Origin of the sequence: Streptomyces sp. 4N124, from assembly GCF_052245395.1 — a bacterium.
Classification (GTDB): domain Bacteria; phylum Actinomycetota; class Actinomycetes; order Streptomycetales; family Streptomycetaceae; genus Streptomyces.
The window spans coordinates 1-21,301 of record NZ_JBQQBS010000006.1; the positions used below are offsets into that span (position 1 = coordinate 1).

General features: G+C 70.1%; 22 protein-coding genes, 1 pseudogene and 2 riboswitches. Of the genes and pseudogenes, 8 read left to right on the forward strand and 15 right to left on the reverse strand.

The window, feature by feature from the left end; genetic code table 11:
- The 5 genes from ACTWQO_RS07680 to ACTWQO_RS07700 form a co-directional block, all read left to right on the forward strand.
- A partial coding sequence (locus tag ACTWQO_RS07680) for a polysaccharide deacetylase family protein (protein WP_443236461.1) occupies positions 1–626 on the forward strand: 626 nt, incomplete at its 5' end.
- Positions 626–1,801 (forward strand): YncE family protein, encoded by a 1,176-nt coding sequence (locus ACTWQO_RS07685; protein WP_443236462.1) that lies wholly within the window; start codon positions 626–628, stop codon positions 1,799–1,801. The genes ACTWQO_RS07680 and ACTWQO_RS07685, both read left to right, overlap by 1 nt.
- Before the next feature lie 64 nt (positions 1,802–1,865).
- On the forward strand, positions 1,866–2,783 hold the full coding sequence (locus ACTWQO_RS07690; RefSeq protein WP_443236463.1) for a helix-turn-helix domain-containing protein: 918 nt from the start codon (positions 1,866–1,868) through the stop codon (positions 2,781–2,783).
- A gap of 46 nt (positions 2,784–2,829) precedes the next feature.
- Complete coding sequence (locus ACTWQO_RS07695) at positions 2,830–3,042, forward strand: EF-hand domain-containing protein (RefSeq protein ID WP_301984412.1); 213 nt, start codon at positions 2,830–2,832, stop codon at positions 3,040–3,042.
- A gap of 139 nt (positions 3,043–3,181) precedes the next feature.
- Positions 3,182–3,844, forward strand: a complete 663-nt coding sequence (locus ACTWQO_RS07700; protein WP_443236464.1) for an NADPH-dependent F420 reductase — start codon at positions 3,182–3,184, stop codon at positions 3,842–3,844.
- Positions 3,845–3,862: 18 nt separating this feature from the next.
- Here the strand turns inward: ACTWQO_RS07700 and ACTWQO_RS07705 are convergent, their stop codons facing one another.
- From ACTWQO_RS07705 to ACTWQO_RS07755, 11 genes and pseudogenes are all read right to left on the reverse strand, one after another.
- Positions 3,863–4,405, reverse strand: a complete 543-nt coding sequence (locus ACTWQO_RS07705; RefSeq protein ID WP_443236465.1) for an MOSC domain-containing protein — start codon at positions 4,403–4,405, stop codon at positions 3,863–3,865.
- 157 nt (positions 4,406–4,562) lie between these two features.
- Positions 4,563–5,120, reverse strand: coding sequence for a glycoside hydrolase family 25 protein (locus ACTWQO_RS07710; protein ID WP_443236466.1), 558 nt, complete (start codon positions 5,118–5,120; stop codon positions 4,563–4,565).
- Between the two features lie 95 nt (positions 5,121–5,215).
- Positions 5,216–5,746: a HEAT repeat domain-containing protein gene (locus ACTWQO_RS07715; RefSeq protein ID WP_443236467.1), complete on the reverse strand. Its 531-nt coding sequence runs from the start codon at positions 5,744–5,746 to the stop codon at positions 5,216–5,218.
- Between the two features lie 50 nt (positions 5,747–5,796).
- Positions 5,797–6,175, reverse strand: a pseudogene (locus ACTWQO_RS07720) (CoA-transferase).
- A gap of 34 nt (positions 6,176–6,209) precedes the next feature.
- The gene (locus ACTWQO_RS07725; protein ID WP_443236650.1) at positions 6,210–6,947 is read right to left on the reverse strand and encodes an SDR family NAD(P)-dependent oxidoreductase; all 738 of its coding nucleotides are present in this window, start codon (positions 6,945–6,947) and stop codon (positions 6,210–6,212) included.
- Positions 6,948–6,958: 11 nt separating this feature from the next.
- On the reverse strand, positions 6,959–7,924 hold the full coding sequence (locus ACTWQO_RS07730) for a fumarylacetoacetate hydrolase family protein (protein ID WP_443236468.1): 966 nt from the start codon (positions 7,922–7,924) through the stop codon (positions 6,959–6,961).
- A gap of 14 nt (positions 7,925–7,938) precedes the next feature.
- Positions 7,939–8,877: a VOC family protein gene (locus ACTWQO_RS07735; protein ID WP_443236651.1), complete on the reverse strand. Its 939-nt coding sequence runs from the start codon at positions 8,875–8,877 to the stop codon at positions 7,939–7,941.
- A gap of 35 nt (positions 8,878–8,912) precedes the next feature.
- The gene (locus tag ACTWQO_RS07740; RefSeq protein ID WP_443236652.1) at positions 8,913–9,911 is read right to left on the reverse strand and encodes an amidohydrolase family protein; all 999 of its coding nucleotides are present in this window, start codon (positions 9,909–9,911) and stop codon (positions 8,913–8,915) included.
- A 14-nt stretch (positions 9,912–9,925) separates the two neighbouring features.
- Positions 9,926–11,074, reverse strand: a complete 1,149-nt coding sequence (locus ACTWQO_RS07745) for an FAD-dependent oxidoreductase (protein WP_443236469.1) — start codon at positions 11,072–11,074, stop codon at positions 9,926–9,928.
- Positions 11,075–11,222: 148 nt separating this feature from the next.
- Complete coding sequence (locus tag ACTWQO_RS07750; protein WP_443236470.1) at positions 11,223–12,197, reverse strand: cyclase family protein; 975 nt, start codon at positions 12,195–12,197, stop codon at positions 11,223–11,225.
- A complete protein-coding gene (locus tag ACTWQO_RS07755; protein WP_443236471.1) occupies positions 12,176–13,171 on the reverse strand; it encodes a fumarylacetoacetate hydrolase family protein in 996 nt (331 codons plus the stop codon). Before ACTWQO_RS07755 ends, ACTWQO_RS07750 begins: the two co-directional genes overlap by 22 nt.
- A 133-nt stretch (positions 13,172–13,304) precedes the next feature.
- Here ACTWQO_RS07755 and ACTWQO_RS07760 point away from each other — a divergent pair, with 133 nt between their 5' ends.
- Positions 13,305–14,249: a LysR family transcriptional regulator gene (locus tag ACTWQO_RS07760; RefSeq protein WP_443236472.1), complete on the forward strand. Its 945-nt coding sequence runs from the start codon at positions 13,305–13,307 to the stop codon at positions 14,247–14,249.
- Between the two features lie 115 nt (positions 14,250–14,364).
- Positions 14,365–15,651, forward strand: a complete 1,287-nt coding sequence (locus tag ACTWQO_RS07765) for an MFS transporter (RefSeq protein ID WP_443236473.1) — start codon at positions 14,365–14,367, stop codon at positions 15,649–15,651.
- A 134-nt stretch (positions 15,652–15,785) separates the two neighbouring features.
- Here ACTWQO_RS07765 and ACTWQO_RS07770 read toward each other — a convergent pair whose 3' ends face one another.
- The 4 genes from ACTWQO_RS07770 to gcvT all read right to left on the reverse strand — a co-directional run bounded on the left by ACTWQO_RS07770 (position 15,786) and on the right by gcvT (position 20,108).
- On the reverse strand, positions 15,786–17,153 hold the full coding sequence (locus ACTWQO_RS07770; RefSeq protein ID WP_443236474.1) for an L-serine ammonia-lyase: 1,368 nt from the start codon (positions 17,151–17,153) through the stop codon (positions 15,786–15,788).
- An 82-nt stretch (positions 17,154–17,235) separates the two neighbouring features.
- A complete protein-coding gene (glyA, locus tag ACTWQO_RS07775; RefSeq protein WP_443236475.1) occupies positions 17,236–18,498 on the reverse strand; it encodes a serine hydroxymethyltransferase in 1,263 nt (420 codons plus the stop codon).
- Between the two features lie 14 nt (positions 18,499–18,512).
- Positions 18,513–18,890, reverse strand: coding sequence for a glycine cleavage system protein GcvH (gene gcvH, locus ACTWQO_RS07780; RefSeq protein ID WP_443236476.1), 378 nt, complete (start codon positions 18,888–18,890; stop codon positions 18,513–18,515).
- Positions 18,891–18,989: 99 nt separating this feature from the next.
- Positions 18,990–20,108 carry a glycine cleavage system aminomethyltransferase GcvT gene (gene gcvT / locus ACTWQO_RS07785; protein ID WP_443236477.1) on the reverse strand — a complete coding sequence of 373 codons (1,119 nt, stop codon included), beginning with the start codon at positions 20,106–20,108 and terminating at the stop codon, positions 18,990–18,992.
- 37 nt (positions 20,109–20,145) lie between these two features.
- Positions 20,146–20,253, reverse strand: a riboswitch (glycine riboswitch).
- Positions 20,254–20,353: riboswitch (glycine riboswitch) on the reverse strand.
- Between the two features lie 195 nt (positions 20,354–20,548).
- Between gcvT and ACTWQO_RS07790 the strand changes: the two genes are divergently transcribed.
- Complete coding sequence (locus ACTWQO_RS07790) at positions 20,549–21,253, forward strand: AAA family ATPase (protein WP_443236478.1); 705 nt, start codon at positions 20,549–20,551, stop codon at positions 21,251–21,253.
- Positions 21,254–21,301: the final 48 nt, after the last annotated feature.

Here is a 21,301-nt window from a genome sequence, read left to right on the forward strand (position 1 = left end):
CCCCCGGACCCCGCCGCTTCCCCCGGCACCCCGCCCAGATCACCCACGGCCCCCGCGACCACCCCCGCGTCGCCCTCACCTTCCACGGCGCCGGCGACCCCGCCACCGCCCGCTCCCTGCTCGGCGCGGCCGAACGGCACGGCGCCCGGGTCACCGTGCTCGCCGTCGGCACCTGGCTCGACGAGCACCCGGAGCTTTCCCGCCGCATCCTCGACGGCGGCCACGACCTCGGCAACCACACCCAGCGGCACCTGGACATCAACGCCATGTCCGAGGCCGAGGCCCACGCCGAGATCACCGAATGCGCCGAGCGGCTGCGGCGGCTGACCGGATCGCTCGGCACCTGGTTCCGCCCGTCCCGCGCCGCGCGCGCCTCCCCGCTCGTCGAACGACTGGCCCGCACCGCGGGCTACCCCCACGTCCTCTCCTACGACGTGGACTCCCTCGACTTCACCTCGCCCGGCCCCGACGCCGTCACCGGCAACGTCATGGGCGGAATCCGGGCCGGATCGATCGTGAGCCTGCACTTCGGCTACGCGGACACGGTCGCCGCGCTCCCCGCCGTACTGGAAGAACTCGACCACCGCGGACTGCGCGCGGTCACCACCACGGAGCTGCTGAGCTGATGCACCGGAACCTCGTCACACGCACCCTGATCGCGGGCGCCGCCCTCATCGCGCTCGCCGCCTGCGGCACCCAGTCCCCGGACCCGGCACCCCAGGCCCTCAACACCAAGGCGGCCGTACCCGCACCGCCGAAGAAGACCGTCCAGGGCCTGCCCGGCATGCCGCCGGTCCTCGACCCGAAGGACGTCTACGCGGCGGACAGACCGAACCAACTCTCGCCCGTGGTCAAGGACTTCCCGTCCCGGGTCTACGTCCCCAACACCGAGTCCGACACGGTCTCGGTCATCGACCCGAAGACGTACGAGATCATCGAGACGATCCCCGTCGGCCGCCAGCCCCAGCACGTCGTGCCGTCCTGGGACATGAAGACCCTCTGGGTCAACAACAACCGCGGCCACACCCTCACCCCCATCGACCCGAAGACCGGCAAGGCGGGCAAGGAGGTCGAGGTCCACGACCCGTACAACCTCTACTTCACGCCCAACGGCAAGTACGCCGTCGTCATGGCCTCCCTCGACCGCGAACTCGTCTTCCGCGACCCGCACACCATGGAGCGGATCAAGACCGAACCGGTCACCTGCTACGGCGTCAACCACGCCGACTTCTCCGCCGACGGCAAGTACTTCATCGTCTCCTGCGAGTTCAGCGGCGAACTGCTGAAGGTCGACACGGAGAAGATGGAGGTCGTCGGACAGCAGAAGCTCCCCTTCGACGGCGCCATGCCGCAGGACGTGAAGATCTCCCCGGACGGCAAGAAGTTCTACATCGCCGACATGATGGCCGACGGCATGTGGGTGCTGGACGGCGAGAAGTTCACCGAGCCCACCCTCCTGCCCACCGGCAAGGGCTGCCACGGCCTGTACGTCAGCCGGGACTCCCGCGAGATGTACGTCTCCAACCGCGGCGAGGGCTCCATCTCCGTCTTCGACTTCGTCAAGAACAAGCTCACCAAGAAGTGGCACCTCCCCGACGGCGGCAGCCCCGACATGGGCGGCGTCTCCGCCGACGGCAAGGTCCTGTGGCTGTCCGGCCGGTACGACGCCGAGGTCTACGCCATCGACACCCGCAACGGCACCCAGCTCGCCCGCATCCCGGTCGGCGACGGCCCACACGGCCTCGCGGTCTACCCACAGCCGGGCCGCTACTCGCTCGGGCACACCGGAATCTTCCGGTGACGCAGAGGCACTTGAGCGGGCGCCCCTTGAGTCTCCACCCACTGGAAGCCCCAGACTCGCGGACATGAGCGAAGACGGCACCGCACTGTTCACCATCGGCGAGCTGGCCAGGGCCACCGGGCTGACCGTGCGCACCATCCGCTACTGGTCGGACGAGGGCGCCCTGCCCCCGGTGACCCGGTCGACGGGCGGCTACCGCCTGTACGACGCCGGGTCCGTCGCCCGCCTGGAGCTGATCCGCACCCTGCGTGAACTGGGCCTCGGCCTGGACGACGTACGCAAGGTGGTCGGCGGCGAGCAGGACATCGCGTCCGTCGCGGCCACGCATGTGGCGGCGCTGGACGCGCAGATCCGCTCGCTGAAGGTGACCCGTGCGGTGCTGTCGACCGTGGCGCGACGCGGCTCGACCGCGGAGGAGATGACCCTGATGAACAAACTGGCGCGGCTGTCGGCCGCGGAGCGGCGGCGGATCATGGAGGAGTTCGTGGCGGAGGTGTTCGACGGACTCGACACGGTCGACCCGGACATCAAGCGCCGGATGAGGCACGTCACCGTAGACCTGCCGGACGAGCCGACCCCACAGCAGGTCGATGCCTGGGTGGAGCTGGCGGAAATGGTCCAGGACCCGGACTTCAGGGCGCAGATGCGCGAGATGGTGGAATTCAACGCCCGGGACCGCGGCGCAGACACCCCCGAAGGCGCCTCGATGTGGTTCTTCAAACGGCTGGTGGAGCTGGCCGAGCAGGCCCGCGAGCAGGGCATCGTGCCCGACGCGCCGGAGGCCGAGCCGGTCCTGGACGAGCTGATCGGACCCGACACCGACAAGGCCGCCGTCCTGGCGCGACTGGAGGCCGGCTTCCACGCCCGGGCCAACCGCTACCGCGAGCTGATCGCGCTGGTGAACGGTCGTGACCCCAAGCCGCGGCATGCCGAGGAGTTCGCCTGGGTGGTCGCCGCACTGCGTCATCGGGTGGCCCGATAATCTGACCCTCGCACACACGGAACATGCATGACGAAGGGGCGGATCGGTGGCGGACATCGACGAAGCACGCAAGCAGTTCGAGCGGATCGATACGGACGGTGACGGCTTCATCACCGCAGCCGAGTTCAAGACCGCCCTCGCCCAGCAGGGCGACTGGAACGTCACCGAGGCGGTCGCCGAGGTGATCATCGGCAGCCGTGACCTCAACGGCGACAAGCTCCTGTCATTCGACGAGTTCTGGTCGTACCTGAACAAGTGACGTGAGTCGGCGAAGGGGCGCCCGTCCGCAGCGGACGAGCGCCCCTTCGCCATGCCCGGCGGAATAGCACGCCCGGTCCCGGAGTTGTTGCCCCCTGTCACACGCACTGTCAGGAGCAGCAACCCCGGAAGGGCCTGTCATGAAGATCGGCATCATCGGCGCGGGCAACATCGGCGGCAACCTCACCCGGCGGCTCACCGCCCTCGGTCACGACGTCTCCGTGGCCAACTCCCGCGGACCGCACACGCTCACCGCGCTCGCGGAGGAAACCGGCGCCACGCCCGTCAAGGTCGAAGAGGCGGCACGGGGTGCGGAGATCGTCGTGATCACGGTCCCCACGAGGGCGGTGCCCGACCTGCCGGCCGGGCTGCTGGACGGGGCGGCGGACGGGTTCGCCGTCATCGACACCAACAACTACTACCCCAAGCAGCGGGACGGCAGGATCGCCGCCATCGAGGACGAGGGCCTCACCGAAAGCCGCTGGACGGAACGGAACATCGGCCACCCCGTGATCAAGGCCTTCAACGGCACCTACGCCCAGGACATCCTGGAGCGCCCGCGTCCCGCCGGTGACCCCGACCGCATGGCCCTCCCCGTCGCGGGCGACGACGAGGCGGCCAAGCGCAAGGTGCGCGCCCTGATCGACGACCTCGGCTTCGACACCGTGGACTCCGGCGGCATCGACGACTCCTGGCGCCAGCAGCCCGACACCCCGGTGTACGGCCTGCGGGCGGGCGTCGAGGCGGTGACGAAGGCACTGGCGGAGGCATCACGCGAACGCCCGGCAGCCTTCCGCGCCTGACCACCTCACCCCTCAGACTCAGACGATCTCCAGGGCCCGGTGCGGCCCGTCCGGCAGTACGACATCGACCGGGTCCCCGGGCCGCACCACACCGCCACTGACGACCACGCTCATGATCCCGGCCTTGAACCGCACGGCCCCCTCGTCGTCCCGCCCGACGACCTGCTTCAACAGCCCCTTCCGGAAGCCGTCGATCTGCGCACACGGATTCCGCAGCCCGGTCACCTCCACGACGGCCTCGTCCCCGAGCCGCAGCAGCGTCCCGACGGGCAGCCCCAGCAGATCGATCCCGCGCGTGGTGACGTTCTCCCCGAGCTGCCCGGCCACCACCTCGAACCCGGCCGCCCGCACCTCCTCGAACAACTCCTCGTGAATGAGGTGCACCTGACGAAGATTCGGCTGCGAGGGATCCCGCTCCACCCGAGACCGATGCCTCACCGTCACCCCCGCATGAACGTCCCCCTCCACTCCGAGCCCTTGGAGCAACGTGATGCTCTCCCGATTCGGCTTACTGAACGAGTACGTCCCGTTGCTACTGACCGCACTGATGGCCCCACCCATGCCCGAAGCTCCCCACGTCCGTGTGATTGCCGTTGAACCGCAGGTCAGAGCCTAGACGTTTGTGCGCGTTACGTATGCAGCACCGGAGAGGCCGAGGTTTGGCGCCAATCAATCGTGACCGGTGCGAACTGGCTACCTCAGCAGGCGGTTGGACAAATCAGGCCTTGTCGGCCCATGCCCGCAGCGCCGCCTTGCTCGCGAAGTCCGCCACGTTCTTGTCGATCGGGTTGCTCGTGTACTGGTGGAAGCGCCACTTCGCCTGAATGCGGGGTTTGCCGGCGTCGACGTAGTCGGCGATCCAGAGGCCGTCACCGGCGTATGAGGTGTCGTCGACGGTCAACCAGAAGTGGCGGTTGCAGTAGAGGATCACCCGATGGTTCGGCCGAAGCTCCTTCACCTTCCGGATGAACCGGTCCTTCTCCGCGTTGCTCGCGTGCGTGCCGTCGCCGGTCGTCTCCCAGTCGACGGCGAGGATGTCGCTGCCCTTTTCCGGGGCGTGCTTGACGAAGTACTCGGCCTGGGCGGTGAGGTTGCCGGGCCAGAGGAAGTGGTAGAAGCCGACGACCAGGCCGGCGTCGCGGCCTCTCTTCGTCTGGGCGGCGAGCTTCGGGTTGACGTACGAACGGCCTTCCGTCGCCTTGATGAAGACGAAGGAGAGGCCGTCGGTGTCGTAGGCGGAGGACTGGTAGGAACTCACGTCGATGCCGCGCAGCATGGGCACTCCCGGAAGTGCTCGTGGGGGAACAGGAGTTGTTGGATGTATGCCCCACCATGGCACGTGTGATCCGTCCGCGCGGGCGGATTCTCACCTCAAGGGAGGGCCCGCTCGTAGATGGTCCCGCCGGGGATGAACCAACCCGCCTTCTTCCGCACCGCTGGGCTCGGGTCGTCGGTGTGAGACGCCTTCAAGGCCGCGACGGCGCGTGCCTCGGAGTGGGCGAACTTGCCGACGAGTTCGGCAGCCATTGCTCGGACGTGCGGGTCGGGGTCTGAGATCAGGTGGTGCAGTGCGGGTTCGAGGACCCGGTCCGGGCCGGGTGCGCAGACGTCGCCCTTGCACCGGTCACAGGCCAGAGCGTGGAATGCGGCGATCCTGACGCGGGCGTCGGGGTCGTCGGCCATGCGGATGAGTTCGCCCATCGACTCGGTGTCGACCAGGTGATCGAGTAGGCGGCAGCAGCCCTCACGGACACCCGGATTCGTGTCGCGCAGGCCGGCGCGGATGGCGCTCAGCGCGTTCTCCCCGCGTCGCAGCAGTTCGCGGTATGCCGCAACAGTGCGCTGAGGATCGCCCAAGCAGGAAACGAGGGCTTCGTCGTCGGTTCTGATGAACCCGAGCATGTCCTCAGTCTGGAGTCACACGGCGAATCCCGGCAAAGGGATTTCCACGCTCATGAGGCCCGCAGACGGCCTCGCCCTTGGGTCAGTTCGGCAAGCTGATCAACGCGCTGCGGCGCGAGGCGTTTGTCGGCGGCCTGGGCAGGGGTGAGGGCCACGACTCGCTGCACGAAGATGCCGGGGACGTGAATCGCGTCGGGCGCCAGGCGCGGACGAGGGCCCAGTCGGTGGTGATGCTTGTGTTCGAGGATGTGGTCGCGACCGCCGAAGGTGCGGGACTCTTTCGGAGACCTGTGTGCCCACGCCTGCCGGGGTGTAGAAACCGATGAGGGTGGCCGGTATGCCGGACAGGCCGAAGCCGCCGACTGCCGACGAGGCCCCGTCGGGGATGTCGGCGACCGCTGCGGCGGCGCTCGCGCTGACCTTGTTCACGTAGGGGTCCTTTCAGCCGGAGGTCAGTCGGGGGTCAGTCGGAAGCCGACCGCAGGGCGTCGGAGATGGATTTGGCGCCGCCGTGTGCGGTGAAGCCGCCGTCGACGGGAATCTCGGCCCCGGTGATGAAGGAGGCGTCGTCGGAGAGGAGGAAGACCACCAGTGGGGTGATCTCGTCGACGGTGCCGGTGCGGGCCAGCGGCGTCTCGCGGATGTTCGCCTCGCGGAAGGCGGGCGCGGCGGAGGCGGTCATCTCGGTCTCGATGAAGCCGGGATGGACGGTGTTCACGCGGATGCCCCGCGGGCCCAGCTCGACACAGGCCGCCTTCGACAGGCCGCGCAGCGCCCACTTGCTGGCCGTGTACGCGACCGGGTAGTGCCCGGTGAGCCCGGCGGAGGAGCCGACGTTGACGATCGACGAGCCCGGCGGCATCAACGGCGCAAGGTGCTGGATGCCAAGGAGAGGGCCGGTGACGTTGACCGCATGGACGCGGGCGAAGTCCTCGGGCGTGACCTCGTGGAGCCGCGCGCGCCAGGTGATGCCGGCGTTGTTGACCAGGCCGTGGACCTCTCCGTACCGGCAGCGCAGCTCTTCGGCGAGCGCCGCCCACTCCTTCGCGTCGGTGACGTCCAGGCGCAGACAGCCCGGAGCCTGAGTCACATCGGTGGCGACGACCACCGCCCCCGCCCGGGTCAGCGCCTCGGCCTCGGCCGCGCCCTGCCCACGCGCGGCTCCGGTGACGACCACGACCTTGCCGTCCAGCCTGTTCACGGCCACGCCGTTCACGGGCGCAGCCGCGGGCGCTTGCGGGCCCGGGGGACCGGTACCGGTCCGGCGCCGGGCACGACGGTGTTGGAGACGGTGCCGATGCCCTCGACGGTGAGGGTGACGGTGTCGCCGGGCTTCAGCGGTGGCGGGTCCTGCCGGCCGCGTACGCCCCACAGCTCGGCCAGGCAGCCGCCGTTGCCGCAGGTGCCGGAGCCGAGCACATCGCCGGGACGGACGTATGTGCCGCGCGAGGCGTAGGCGACCATCTCCTCGAAGGTCCAGCTCATGTTGGACAGCAGGTCCTTGCCGACCACCACGCCGTTCACCGAGGCGGTCAGCGCCAGCCGCAGGAAACCGTCCGTGTCCCGGTACGGCTCCAGCTCGTCGGCGGTGACCAGGTACGGGCCGAGGGTGGCGGCGGTGTCCTTGCCCTTGCAGGGGCCCAACCCCACCTTTATCTCGGCGGACTGAAGGTCACGGGCGGACCAGTCGTTGAAGATCGTGTAGCCGACGATGTGGTCGCGGGCCCGCTCGGGTGTCAGGTCGCGGCCCTCGCGGCCGATGACGGCGGCGACTTCGAGTTCGAAGTCCAGGACCGAGGAGCCGGGCGGCACGGGCACGTCGTCGTGGGCGCCGATGACGGCGTACGGATTGGTGAAGTAGAAGGTCGGCGCGTCGTACCAGGCGTCGGGGACCCCGGCCGTGTTGTCGATGCTGCGTCGTACGCCCTCGACGTGTTCCTCGAAGGTGACGAAGTCCCGTACGGACGGCGGCTGGAGCGGCGGCAGCAGCCGCACGTGCGAGACATGCGGGCCGCCCGGCTCGGCCGGCGTGGCGTTGCCCGCCTCGCGCAGGGCTGCGGGGCCCGCCTGGAGCAGGTCCAGCAGCGAGGCGCGGCCGGGGATGGGGTGGAGGGTGCCGTCGTCATCGACGGTGGCGACGCTGCGGCGGCCGTGGTGTTCGTACGTGGCGAAGCGCATGGCAGTCCTGGGGATCAGACCGGCGGGGCGACGAAGACGCCGGGGTCGACGTCGTTGAAGGACTCCTTGGCGACCAGTTCGTTCATCGGGTTCGCCGTGCCCCACTGGTCGGTGACTTCGGGCCGGGAGAAGTCGTAGACGTGCGGATGCCAGGTGTCCTCGTCGAGCTCCTCCAACTCCGTTGTGTACTCGACGGTGTTGCCGTGCGGGTCGAGGAAGTACGTGAAGGTGTTGTCGCCCGCCATGTGGCGGCCCGGCCCCCAGATCTTGCGGGCACCGGAACGCATCACGCGCCCCGAGCCGCGCATGTACTCGTCCAGGCCGCGCATCTCGAACGAGACGTGGTGCAGGGAGGTGTGCGGCCCCTTGGCGAGAGCCATCGAGTGGTGCTGACTGCTGATCCGCATGAAGTGCATGACCTCGCCCATGTGCGGGGAGCTGAGTGTGTCGGACAGGCGGAAGCCGAGGTGGCGCTCGTACCAGGCGCGGGTGCCGTCCAGGTCGGGGGAGTTGAGGACGACGTGCGAGAGGCGGACCGGGATGGCTTCCTTCTCCTCGATACGCCGGTGCTGCCGGGCCTCGACCTCCGCCGAGATCTCGATGGTGCGGCCGTCGCCGTCGAAGAAGCGGAAGCCGTAGCCCCCGCCGGGGGTGCCGACCGTGCCCGGCTGCGAGATCAACCGCACGCCGTCCGCGAGGAGTTGCTCCGCGAGCGTGTCCACGTCGGCGGCCGACGCGGCGCCGTAGGACACGAGGTCGAGCCGCTTCTCCTCGGCCTTGCGGAGCCGTACGACGTACTGCTCGGGGCTGCCCTCGGCGGCCAGGAAGGAGATGCCCGAGTCCTCGGCGACCTTGGTCAGACCCCAGACTCCGGCGTAGAAGTCGAGCTGCTTGTCGTAGTCGGGCACGGCGAGGTCGACGTGCCGCAGGTGGGTGAGCAGACGATTGGGCATGAGGTTGGGCAGGTCGTTGGTCATGTCGGGGCTCCTCAGGAGAGGCGCAGCAGCGCTGCCGCGTTGCCGCCGCGTACGGCGTGGAAATGGGGGTCGGGCAGGTCCGTGACGGAGCGCAGCGCGCCGACCGGGTCCTCGGTGCCCATGTCGAAGGGGAAGTCCGAGCCGAGCAGGACCCGGTCGGGGCCGGCCACCCGGATCAGTTCGCACAGGACGTGCGGGTCGTGGACGAGCGAGTCGAAGTACAGCCGCTTGAGGTAGCTGCTCGGCTCGGACGCGCAGCCCCGCGTGTCCGGTCTGGTCCGCCAGGCGTGGTCGGAGCGGCCGATGTGGGTGGGCAGATAGCCGCCGCCGTGCGCGGCGATCACCTTCAGTCCGGGGTGGCGGTCGAGCACACCGGAGAAGATGAGGTGGGAGAGCGCGACGGCGTTCTCGGTGGGCTGGCCGACCGTGTTGGACAGGTACCAGCGGTTCAGGCGCTCGTCGAGCGTGCAGCCGAAGGGGTGCAGGAAGAGCACCGCCCCGGTCGTCTCGGCGAGCGCCCAGAACGGCTCGTACGCCGGATCCGAAAGCTCACGCCCGGGCGCGTGGCTGGAGATCTCCACTCCGCGCAGGCCCAGACCGAGGGCGTGGTCGAGGGCCTTGACGGCGAGGTCCGGGTGCTGGAGCGGGACGAGGCCCAGTCCGTGAAGCCGGTCGGGGGCCTGGGCGACGTGTGCGGCGGTGCCGGAGTTGGCCAGTTCCCACACCGTGCGGGCCAGGTCCTCGTCGGCCCAATAGTGGTAGTGCGACGGGGACGGCGAGACCAGTTGGACGTCGACGCCGGAGGCGTCCATAGCGGTGAGCCGGGCCTTGACGTCGGTCAGTCGAGGGATGCGGTCGCGGACCATCGGGCCGCTGACGGCGAGCGCCTCGGGGCCGTTGCGGCAAGCGTCGAGACTGCGGGCGGCGGCCAGCCCGGGGTGTCCGGCGACGGCCTCCTCGACCTGCGGAAGCAGGACGTGCGCGTGGACGTCGATGGTGGGGGTGGCCAGGGTGTCCGGGGTCGTCACGGGGTCTCCTTCAGGGCGGACATCGTGCGGCCGATCAGGCCGGGCACGTCGGCGTCACGGACGCCGTCCAGTTGCCACTGGCCGAGCTGCATCGAGGCCTCGACGACCATGCGGACACGGTCGATGCGGCGCTCGTGGTAGCGGGTCAGCAGGTCGTCGAGGGAGTCGAGGGAATCCCACGACTCCCCCGCGCTCAGCAGTTCGGCCAGCACGGAGGCGTCCTCCAGCGACATGGCCGCGCCCTGCGCGAGAGTGGGCGGGCAGGCATGGGCGGCATCACCGACCAGCACGACCCGGCCGCGGTGCCAGGAACCCTCGACGAGCAGCCGGTCGAACCAGGTGTAGTTGACCTTGGCCGGGTCGGTGATGCTCGCGGCGATCTCGGGCCAGGCACCGCCGTACGGGGCTGCAAGCCGCCGCATCTCGTCCGCGTACGAGGCGGGATCGATGGAGGCGCGGTCGCGGTTGGCCTCGACGAGATAGGCGTAGATGGTGTTCTCGCTGGTGGGGCAGTAGCCGGCGATGTAGCAGGGCCCGCCGAAGGCCAGGTCCGTGCGCTCCACGCCTGCCGGGCGGGGTGCCGCGACGCGCCAGATGGCCATGCCGGTCGGCTCGGGCTTCTCACTGATGCCGATCACCGCGCGGGTCAGGGAGTTGAGACCGTCGGCCGCGATGACGAGGTCGTAGCGGCCCTCGGTGCCGTCGCTGAAGCGGGCGGTGACGCCCGTCTCGTCCTGGACCAGCTCGTCGGCGGTGGTGCCGAGGCGGACCGTCGCACCGCTCGCCCGGACCGCCGCGCACAGGATCTCCTGGAGCCGGGGCCGCTGCATGCCGATGGTCGCGGGCAGGTCCTCGCCGCCGGTACGGATGTCCTGCTGGACGTGGAACACGTGGCCGTCGGGCGTGGCCAGGCCCACGGAGTCGAAGGCGTAGCCGCTCTCCTGGACCTCGTCCCACACGCCCAGCTCGCGCAGCACGCGCAGCGCGTTGCCCTGGAGGGTGATGCCGGAGCCGAGGACGTTCCAGTCGGACTTGGCCTCGATCAGGTCCACGGTGATGCCCGCTCGCCGCAGCAGCACGGTCACGGCGTTGCCGGAGGCACCGCCGCCGATGACGAGGACGGTGCGGGGGCGGGGGTCGGTCATGGGGTCTCCCTGCGGTGTGGCCGCGCGACTTCGAGCGGCAGGGGTGGTGGTGCGAGCCGGACGGCAGTGGCTGTCGGGGCGCGGCCCACGCGGCCGGTCCGGGGGCCCACTCGGCCGGTCCGGGGGCCCACTCGGCCGGTCCGGGGCGCTACTTGACGGCGATCGGGTTCACGGGGGAGCCCACTGCTCCGGTGATGGGCAGCGGAGCGGCGGTGAGCCAGAACTCGTACCGCCCGTCGGCCGCGCAGTGCTCGGCCAGGGCGTCGAGGTCCCACATCTCGCCTATGAGCAGGCCCATGTTGGGAATGGCGACCTGGTGCAGCGGCTGGAAGGCGTGGTCGAACTCGTTGGGCCGGACCTCGAAACCCCAGGTGTCGGTGGCGATCCCGGCGATCTCGCTGCCGTGCAGCCAGCCGGCGGTGGTGAAACTCAGCCCGGGCGAGGGACCGCCCGCGTACTCGCCCCAGCCGTCGCGCTTCGCTCGGGCCAGCCGTCCGGTGCGGACGAGGACGAGGTCGCCGCGGCCGACGGTGACGCCGTGCGCCGCGGCGCTTGCGGTCAGGTGCTCCTCGGTGATGGCGAAGCCGTCGGGCAGTTCGCCGTTCTGGCCGACGACCAGGCCCACATCGAGGAGGACGCCCCGCCCGGCCACGTACGGCGCCATGTGCTCGATGCCGGTGACGAGGTCGCCGTCGGAGGTGACGACCTTCTCGGCGGCCCGCCCGTTCCATGCCTTGCCATGGTCGAAGATGTGGCCGAGACCGTCCCACTGGGTGGAGCACTGCAGCGGCATCGCGATCACGTCGTCGGCGCCGCCGAGGCCGTGCGGGAAGCCCTGGTTGCCCAGGGCGGCGTCGGTGCCGGTGTCGAGCATGGTGTGCACCGGATTCGTACGCCGCCGCCAGCCCTTCTGCGGGCCGTTCATGTCGAAACGCTGGGCGAGCGAGAAGCTGACGCCGTCGCGGACGAGGGCCGCGCCCTCGCGGCGCTTTCCGGCGTCCAGGAAGTTGAGCGTGCCGAGGACGTCGTCCTCGCCCCAACGGCCCCAGTTCGAGTACGTCTTGGCGGCCTCGGCGATCGCGCCCTCGGGGTCGTGTCGGTTCACGAGGCCTCCCCGACGCATCGGGTGCGCTGCACACCCAGACCGGTGATGGACCCCTCCATGACGTCGCCGTCGCGCAGCAGCCGCCCCCAGTGCATGCCGTTGCCGGCCGGGCTGCCCGTCAGCACCAGGTCGCCGGGCAGGAGTTGGGCGGTCTGGGAGATGTACGACACCAGCCGCGCGATGCCGAAGAGCATGTCCTTGGTGGACTCGTCCTGCATGGTGTCGCCGTTCAGCTTCAGCGTGACCCGCAGGTCGCCGGGGTCGGCGATCGACTCGGCCGGGACCAGCCATGGGCCGAGCGGGGTGAAGCCGGGCGCGTTCTTGCAGCGCAGCCAGTCGGTGCCGATGGCCTTCATGTCCCGCCGGAAGACGGTCGCGCGGTCGGTGAGGTCGTTGGCGATCGTGTACCCGGCGACGTACTCCAGCGCCTCCTCGACGGGCACCCTGTAGGCGGGCTTGGCGATCACAGCCGCCAACTCCAGCTCCCAGTCGGGCTGCCCGGCCCACGCGGGCAGTACGACATCGTCGTAGGGGCCGGTGATCGTGGTCGGCAGGCCGATGAAGACGTACGGGAGGTCCTCGGCGGCCCGCTTGTCCATGATCGCCGCGATCTCGGCGCGGGCTTCCTCGACGGTGCGCGGGTCGTCCGGGGATCGGTGCGCGACCTCCAGGTCGATCACGTGCTGCCGGTAGTTGGCACCGGACTGGAAGATCTGCCGGGGCTCGACGGGCGCGTGCACGGACAGGTCGTCCAGCGGCAGCCAGTCACCGGCCGGCTCGTCCGCGAGGCCGCGCAGGCGAGGCAGTTCCTCGTCCCAGCGCTCCAGGAGAGCGAGGGTGGTCAGCGCGGGTTCGTCCAGGGCCGTACGCAGGTCGAGCACGCGGCCGTCCGGCACCGCGAGGCCGGGGAACACGCCCCTGCCCGGAGCGGAGAGAGTGCCGATGGCCAAGGGGCCGGCGAAGAGAGGCGCCGACGTGGCTGCGGATTTCACGGAGATGTCCTCCCGATTGCGGTGCCACCAATCTGGCCCGTAGATTGCGATCGGGGAAATCGATTCTCTGGATGCCGGGCATCCAGGCCGCGAATACCCAGGCACAGTCTCCTACTCCGTACAGGGATTTCGCGTGAACCTGGCCAGCCTGGACCTCAACCTCGTCGTCGCCCTGCGGGCCCTTCTGGAGGAGCGCAACGTCACCAACGCGGGCCGACGCATCGGGCTCAGTCAGCCCGCCATGAGCGCCGCCCTGGCCCGGCTGCGCCGCCACTTCGACGACGACCTGCTCTCCAGGATCGGCGGACGCTACGAACTGACCGCCCTCGGCCTGGCCCTCCTCGACCGCACCGCCACCGCCTGCGACCTGCTCGAACGCGTCTTCACCAGCCAGGCGGTGTTCGACCCCGCCCATGAGGAGCACGAGTTCACCCTGATCGCCTCCGACTACGCGGTGGCCGTCTTCGGTGCCGAACTCGCCCGCATCGTCCACACCGAGGCGCCGGGGATCAGGCTGCGCTTCAAGCAGCCTCCGACGGACATCACCGAGAACACCGGGGCGCTGCTGAGCACCGCCGACGGGCTGCTGCTGCCGCACGGCATCATCGGCGACTTTCCCGCCGTGGAGCTCTACCGGGACCGCTGGGTCTACCTCGTCGCCGAGGACAACCCCGAGGTCGGCGAGGAGCTCACCCTCGACGACCTGGCCCGGCTGCCGTGGGTGACGTACCAGCGCACGTACGACGCACCTGCCGCCCGTCAGATCGCCATGCTCGGTATCGAGCCGCGCGTCGAAGTCTCCGTCGACAGCTTCCAGCTGATGCCCCTCCTGGTCGCGGGCACCCGCCGGGTCGCCCTGATCCAGGGGCATCTCGCCGACCGGCTCGACGGGCTCGTCCCCGTACGGGTCATGGAACCGCCCTACGACGCCGTGCCGCTCCGGGAAGCCCTGTGGTGGCACCCGGTGCACACGCACGACGCGGCGCACATCTGGCTGCGGGAGACGGCGGCCCGGGTCACCGAGACCATCCACGGCAAGGATGATCGCGATCCGGGAGATCGATCGGACAGAGGCTAGGCAGGGCTGGGCCGCTCACTCATAGTCGACCCCAGTTCCCCGGACGCTCCTCTTCTCGGGGTGTCTGTTCCCCGGTGGCGTGCCCACCCCTCCCCTCGCCACGTGGAGTTCCCGCATGCCCGCTTCCGTGCCACCGTCCCCGCCCGCTTACGCGGAACCAGTGCCGCCGTCCGGTGCGGTCCTTCCGACGTCCGGTGCCGCGCACCGGCTGCGCGTCGCTCTCCTCATGGCCGGCAGCTGTCTGCCGATCCTCGGGGCCGTCCTGATCGCCCCCGTGCTGCCCAAGATGCAGGACCACTTCGCCGACACCCCCGGCGCGGGCGCCCTGGTCCCGATGGCTCTCACCGTCCCGGCCCTGGCGCTGGGCCTGCTGGCCCCCTTCGCGGGCGTCATCGTCGACCGGCTCGGCCGCAAGCGCCTGCTGATCGTCGCGACCGTGCTGTACGCGATCTTCGGCACCGCCCCGCTGTGGCTGGAGTCACTGGGCGCCATCGTGGCCAGCCGCGCCCTGGTAGGTGTCGCCGAGGCCGCCATCATGACCTGCTCCACCACGCTGATCGGCGACTACTACAGCGGTCGGGTACGGGACCGCTACCTCGCCCTCCAGACCATGTGCGCCTCCGCCTCCGCGACCGCGTTCTTCGTCATCGGCGGTGCCGCGGGGTCGGCCGGCTGGCGGACCCCGTTCTGGATCTACGCCGTCAGCCTGCTCATCGCCCCGCTCATGGCCATCGGACTGCCGAAGCCGACCGCGGCCACCGGTGCCGCCGAGGTCGGGGATGGAGACGGGGAGAGCACGGACACCACGGTCGCGCCGAAGCGCTCCTTCCCCTTCCGACAGCTGGCCGGGATCTGCGGACTCACCGTGTTCGGGGCCCTCGTCTTCTACACCGTCCCGGTGGAGATGTCCTATCTGCTGGACGACCTCGGCGTGACGGCGACCAGCGTGATCGGGCTGGCCACAGCGATCGCCAGCGCCGCCACCGTGGCCGGCGCGATCACCTTCGCCAAGCTGCGCGGGACCCCGGGGCCCCGGCTGCCACTCGTCTTCGCCCTGTGCGCGGCCGGCTTCGCGGTGATGTGGCTCGCCAACAGCGCGCCACTGCTGATCGTCGGCGCCGTACTCAACTGCCTGGGCACCGGTCTCCTGCTGCCCTCCCTGCTCACCATCGCCATGTCCAGGCTGGACTTCGCCGACCGCGGCCGCGGCACCGGCCTGTGGACCGCGTCCTTCTTCATCGGCCAGTTCATCTGCCCCCTGGTGCTGATCGCGGCCAAGTCCGCCCTCGGCACTCTGGCCGCCGCCGTCGGCCTGCTCGGCCTGGCCTCGGCCGTCGTTGCGGCAGGTCTGTTCCTGCCCGCCCGGCGCAGGGCCGCGGCCGTCGCAGCGTTGCCCCAGTAGCCCGCGGCGGGTCCATCGAGGGTGGCGCTGCCCAGCCAGGGGGGCATCTCGCCGACCGGCTCGACGGACTCGTCCTGCAGGAAAGGCCCCGACAGCGCTGAAAGACACGAACGCGCAGGTCAGGTCCCGTCCCCTCAGCACTCGATGATGTTCACCGCGAGCCCGCCCCGCGCCGTCTCCTTGTACTTCACGCTCATGTCGGCGCCCGTGTCCTTCATCGTCTTGATGACCTTGTCGAGGGAGACCTTGTGGGAGCCGTCGCCGCGCATGGCCATGCGGGCTGCCGTGACGGCCTTCACCGCGGCCATGCCGTTGCGTTCGATGCAGGGGATCTGGACGAGGCCGCCGACGGGGTCGCAGGTGAGGCCGAGGTTGTGTTCCATGCCGATCTCGGCGGCGTTCTCGACCTGTTCGGGGCTGCCGCCGAGGACCTCGGCGAGGGCGCCCGCCGCCATGGAGCAGGCCGAGCCGACCTCGCCCTGGCAGCCGACCTCGGCGCCGGAGATGGAGGCGTTCTCCTTGAAGAGCATGCCGATGGCGCCGGCGGCGAGCAGGAAGCGGACGACGCAATCCTCGTCGGCGCCGGGCACGAAGTTGATGTAGTAGTGCAGGACCGCCGGGATGATGCCGGCCGCGCCGTTCGTGGGGGCCGTCACGACCCTGCCGCCCGCCGCGTTCTCCTCGTTCACGGCCATCGCGTAGAGCGTGATCCACTCCATGGCGAGGGCTTTGGGGTCGCCCTCCGAGCGCAGCTTGCGGGCCGTGTTGGCGGCCCGCCGCCGTACCTTCAGGCCGCCCGGCAGGATGCCCTCGCGGGACATGCCGCGTGCCACGGACTCCCGCATCACCCGCCAGATCTCCAGCAGGCCCGCGCGGATCTCCTCCTCGGTCCGCCAGGCCCGCTCGTTCTCCAGCATCAGTGCGGAGATCGACAGGCCGGTCTCCTGCGTGAGGCGCAGCAACTCGTCGCCCGTGCGGAAGGGGTACTTCAGGACCGTGTCGTCGAGTTTGATGCGGTCGGCGCCGACCGCGTCCTCGTCGACGACGAAGCCGCCGCCCACGGAGTAGTAGGTCTTGGAGAGGAGTTCGGCGCCGGAGACGTCGTGCGCCCAGAGCGTCATGCCGTTCGCGTGGTACGGGAGTGCCTTACGGCGGTGCAGGACCAGGTCCTTGTCGAAGTCGAAGGCGATGTCCCGCTCGTCGAGCAGCCGGAGCCGGCCCGCCGCCTTGATGTCCTCCACCCGCTGGTCGGCGGTCTCGACGTCCACCGTGCGCGGTGACGCGCCCTCCAGTCCGAGCAGTACCGCCTTGGGCGTGCCATGGCCGTGTCCGGTCGCGCCCAGGGAGCCGTACAGCTCGGCCCGAACGGACGCGGTGGAGTCCAGGACGCCTTCGCCTCGCAGCCGGAGGGCGAACATGCGGGCCGCGCGCATCGGGCCCACGGTGTGGGAGCTGGACGGGCCGATGCCGATCGAGAACAGGTCGAAGACCGAGATGGCCACGGGGACTCCTCACAGCGGGGGTGGTGGGGCACCCGGCATCCGGCGATCAGGACCGGGTGGCCGGGTGTCCCACCAGGGGGACTTACTTGTTCAGACCGGGATACAGCGGGTGCTTGTCCGCGAGCACGGTGACCCTGGCCTTGAGCGCTTCGACGTCGTACGACGGCTTGAGCGCCTCGGCGATGACGTCCGCGACCTCGGCGAAGTCCTCGGTGGTGAAGCCGCGGGTGGCGAGGGCGGGGGTGCCGATGCGGAGGCCCGAGGTCACCATCGGCGGACGCGGGTCGTTTGGGATCGCGTTGCGGTTGACCGTGATACCGACCTCGTGGAGGCGGTCCTCGGCCTGTTGGCCGTCCAGCGCGGAGTTGCGCAGGTCGACCAGGACCAGGTGCACGTCCGTGCCGCCGGAGAGCACGTCGACGCCCTCCGCCTTCACGTCCTCCCGCACCAGACGCTCGGCGAGGATGCGGGCACCGTCCAGAGTACGGCGCTGCCGCTCCTTGAAGTCCTCCGAGGCGGCGACCTTGAAGGCGACCGCCTTGGCGGCGATCACATGCTCCAGGGGCCCGCCCTGCTGACCGGGGAACACCGCCGAGTTGATCTTCTTCGCCAACTCGGCGGTGGAAAGGATCACTCCGCCGCGCGGGCCGCCCAGCGTCTTGTGGGTGGTCGTGGTGACCACGTGCGCGTGCGGGACGGGGTTGGGGTGCAGCCCGGCTGCCACCAGACCGGCGAAGTGCGCCATGTCGACCATCAGATACGCGCCGACCTCGTCCGCGATCCGGCGGAACGCGGCGAAGTCCAGCTGCCGCGGGTAGGCCGACCAGCCCGCCACGATCAGCTTCGGCTTGGACTCCTTGGCCAGCCGCTCGACCTCGGCCATGTCGACGACACCGGAGTCGTCCACGTGGTAGGCGACCACGTCGTACAGCTTGCCGGAGAAGTTGATCTTCATGCCGTGGGTCAGGTGCCCGCCGTGCGCGAGGTTCAGGCCCATGATCGTGTCGCCGGGCTTGAGCAGCGCGAACATCGCCGCAGCGTTGGCCTGGGCGCCCGAGTGCGGTTGGACATTCGCATGTTCGGCGCCGAACAGGTCCTTGACGCGGTCGATCGCGATCTGCTCGACCACGTCGACGTGCTCGCAGCCGCCGTAGTAGCGGCGGCCCGGGTAGCCCTCGGCGTACTTGTTGGTCAGGACGGAGCCCTGCGCCTCCATGACCGCGACCGGCGCGAAGTTCTCCGAGGCGATCATCTCGAGCGTGGACTGCTGGCGGTGCAGTTCGGCGTCGACGGCGGCGGCGACGTCCGGGTCCAGTTCGTGCAGGGGGGTGTTGAGGACAGACATGCTGGTGCGACTCCTCAGCCGGCGGAAAAGGCGGTGTACTCGTCGGCGGAGAGCAGGTCGGACGGGTCCTGGGCGACACGTACCTTGAAGAGCCAACCGCCTTCGAAGGGGGCGGAGTTCACCAGCGACGGGTCGTTGACCACGTCCTCGTTGACCTCGGTGATCTCGCCGCTGACCGGGGAGTACAGGTCGCTGACCGACTTGGTCGACTCCAGCTCGCCGCAGGTCTCGCCCGCGGTCACGGTGTCGCCGACCGTGGGGAGGTCGACGAAGACGACATCGCCGAGCGCGTTGGCCGCGTGCTCCGTGATGCCGACTGTCGCGACGCCGTCCTCGGCGGCCGACAGCCACTCGTGCTCCTTGCTGTAGCGCAGCTGCTGGGGGTTGCTCATGGCCTGAATTCTCCTGTACGCGGGGGAGTGCTGGTGAATGGGGGACTACGGAAGACGGTTGTGAGCAGGGAGGATGTGCCCGGCATCACAGCCCAGTGTCTACTTCTGGCGCTTGTAGAACGGCAGCGCCACGACCTCGTACGGCTCGTGGCTGCCGCGGATGTCCACACCGACCCCGGCCGTGCCGGGTGCCGCGTGTGCGGCGTCGACGTAGGCCATCGCGATCGGCTTGCCCAGGGTGGGGGAGGGGGCGCCGGAGGTGACCTCGCCGATCACCTCGCCGCCGGCGACGACGGCGTACCCGGCGCGCGGCACCCGGCGGCCCTCGGCGACGAGCCCGACGAGGACGCGCGGAGGGTTCGACTGGGCCCGGGCGGCAGCCTCGGTCAGCGCCGCGTGCCCGACGAAGTCGCCCTCCTTCTCGAACTTCACCACCCGGCCGAGCCCGGCGTCGAAGGGCGTCAGCGCGGTCGACAGCTCATGCCCGTACAGCGGCATGCCCGCCTCCAGGCGCAGGGTGTCCCGGCAGGAGAGGCCGCACGGGACCAGGCCGGCGCCCTCGCCCGCCTTGGTCAGCGCCTGCCACAGCTCGACCGCGTGCTCCGGCTTCACGAACAGCTCGAAGCCGTCCTCGCCGGTGTAGCCGGTGCGTGTGATGAGAGCGGGGACGCCGGCGACGGTGCCGGGCAGGCCGGCGTAGTACTTCAGTCCGTCGAGGTCGGCGTCGGTGAGCGACTTCAGGATGCCGGGGGACTCGGGGCCCTGGACGGCGATGAGGGCGTAGGCGTCGCGGTCGTCGCGCACCTCGGCGTCGTACGACTCGGAGCGCTCGATCAGCGCGTCCAGAACAATCTGCGCATTACCGGCGTTCGCCACGACCAGGTACTCGGTCTCGGCCAGCCGGTAGACGATCAGGTCGTCGAGGATGCCGCCGTCCTCGCGGCAGATCATGGTGTAGCGGGCGCGGCCGGGTTTGACGGCACTGATGTTGCCGACGAGGGCGTAGTCCAGGAGTGCTGCGGCCTGGGGGCCGGTCACCGTGATCTCGCCCATGTGTGAGAGGTCGAAGAGCCCGGCCCGGGTGCGTACGGCGAGGTGCTCCTCGCGCTCGGAGCCATAGCGCAGGGGCATGTCCCAGCCGGCGAAGTCGGTCATCGTCGCGCCCAGCGAACGATGCAGGGCATCGAGCGCGGTGTGACGGAGAGGCGTACTGCTCATCGGATCTGCTCCCAAAGGCATGACAGGCGAGGAAAGTTCCTCCCCATCTGTCATCGGAACCTGAGAGGTTCGCCGTGACCGGTGAAGATCACGGTTTGCACCTTGGGTGGAGCCACTGCGGCAGCGGCCCGCTTTTCAGATGTGCCTCGCCCGCGCGGTAACGGGGCCTGAGAGATTCAAGGGAGGGACTTGCTCCTTCGGCGCCCCAGCGACAGCGGTGCTGGGAACTCTCCCGCGCGGATTCAAGCGGCCGGTATGCAGTTGGCGCGCACATCATTGCACGCATCCGCCGACCGCGGCAGGGGGACCTTTTCAAGGCGGCCGTCCGCAGGGGCCGCGCAGGGGTCACCGTCGGGCACAGTGGCCTGTAGCAGGCTTGTTGCGGGAAGCGGACGTAATCGGGAGGGCCGCGTATTACCTTCTCTTTACACTCGACGGGGATGGGAACTCCCGACCCCATGGGGAGGACGATCACGGTGAACAGGATCACGGCGTACGCCACCAGCTCGGCCCTCGCGCTGCCCGAGCAGCCCACGGCTCCGGCCAGGGAGGCCTGCGGCGCGCACCGGGCGCCCGTCGTCCGGGATCTGCGCGACCGGGCCGGCCGCAGCCCGCACGCACTGCTCTTCGGCCCCAAGGACCTCGTCGTGATCACCGGCCTGCCCGGAAGCGGAAAGTCCACGCTGATGGCGCGCACGGTGAAGGGCATCCGGATCGACTCCCAGGACACCCGCGACCGCTGGGACACCCACGCGCCCCGCTTCCTGCCGTACGCGGTCTACCGCCCCCTGGTCCGCCTCGCGCACTACACCGGACTGCGCCGCGCCCTGCGCACCGGCACCGGAGTCGTCGTCCACGACTGCGGTACGCAGTCCTGGGTGCGCCGCTGGCTGTCCCGCGAGGCCCGCCGCCGCGGCGGCACCCTGCACCTCCTGCTGCTCGACGTCGCGCCCGGCACCGCCCTGGAGGGCCAGCGCGAACGCGGCCGCGGTGTCTCCCGCTACGCCTTCCTGCGCCACCGCACGGCGGCCGCCCGGCTGATCCGCTCCGTGGAGCGCGGTGATCTGCCCGACGGCTGCGGCTCCGCGGTCCTGCTCGACCGCGACGCGGCGGACGTGCTGCGCCGGATCGGCTTCACGGGCTGAGGCTTCACGGGCTGAACCCGGTATTCCACCCGCTAGCCTTTGAGTCAC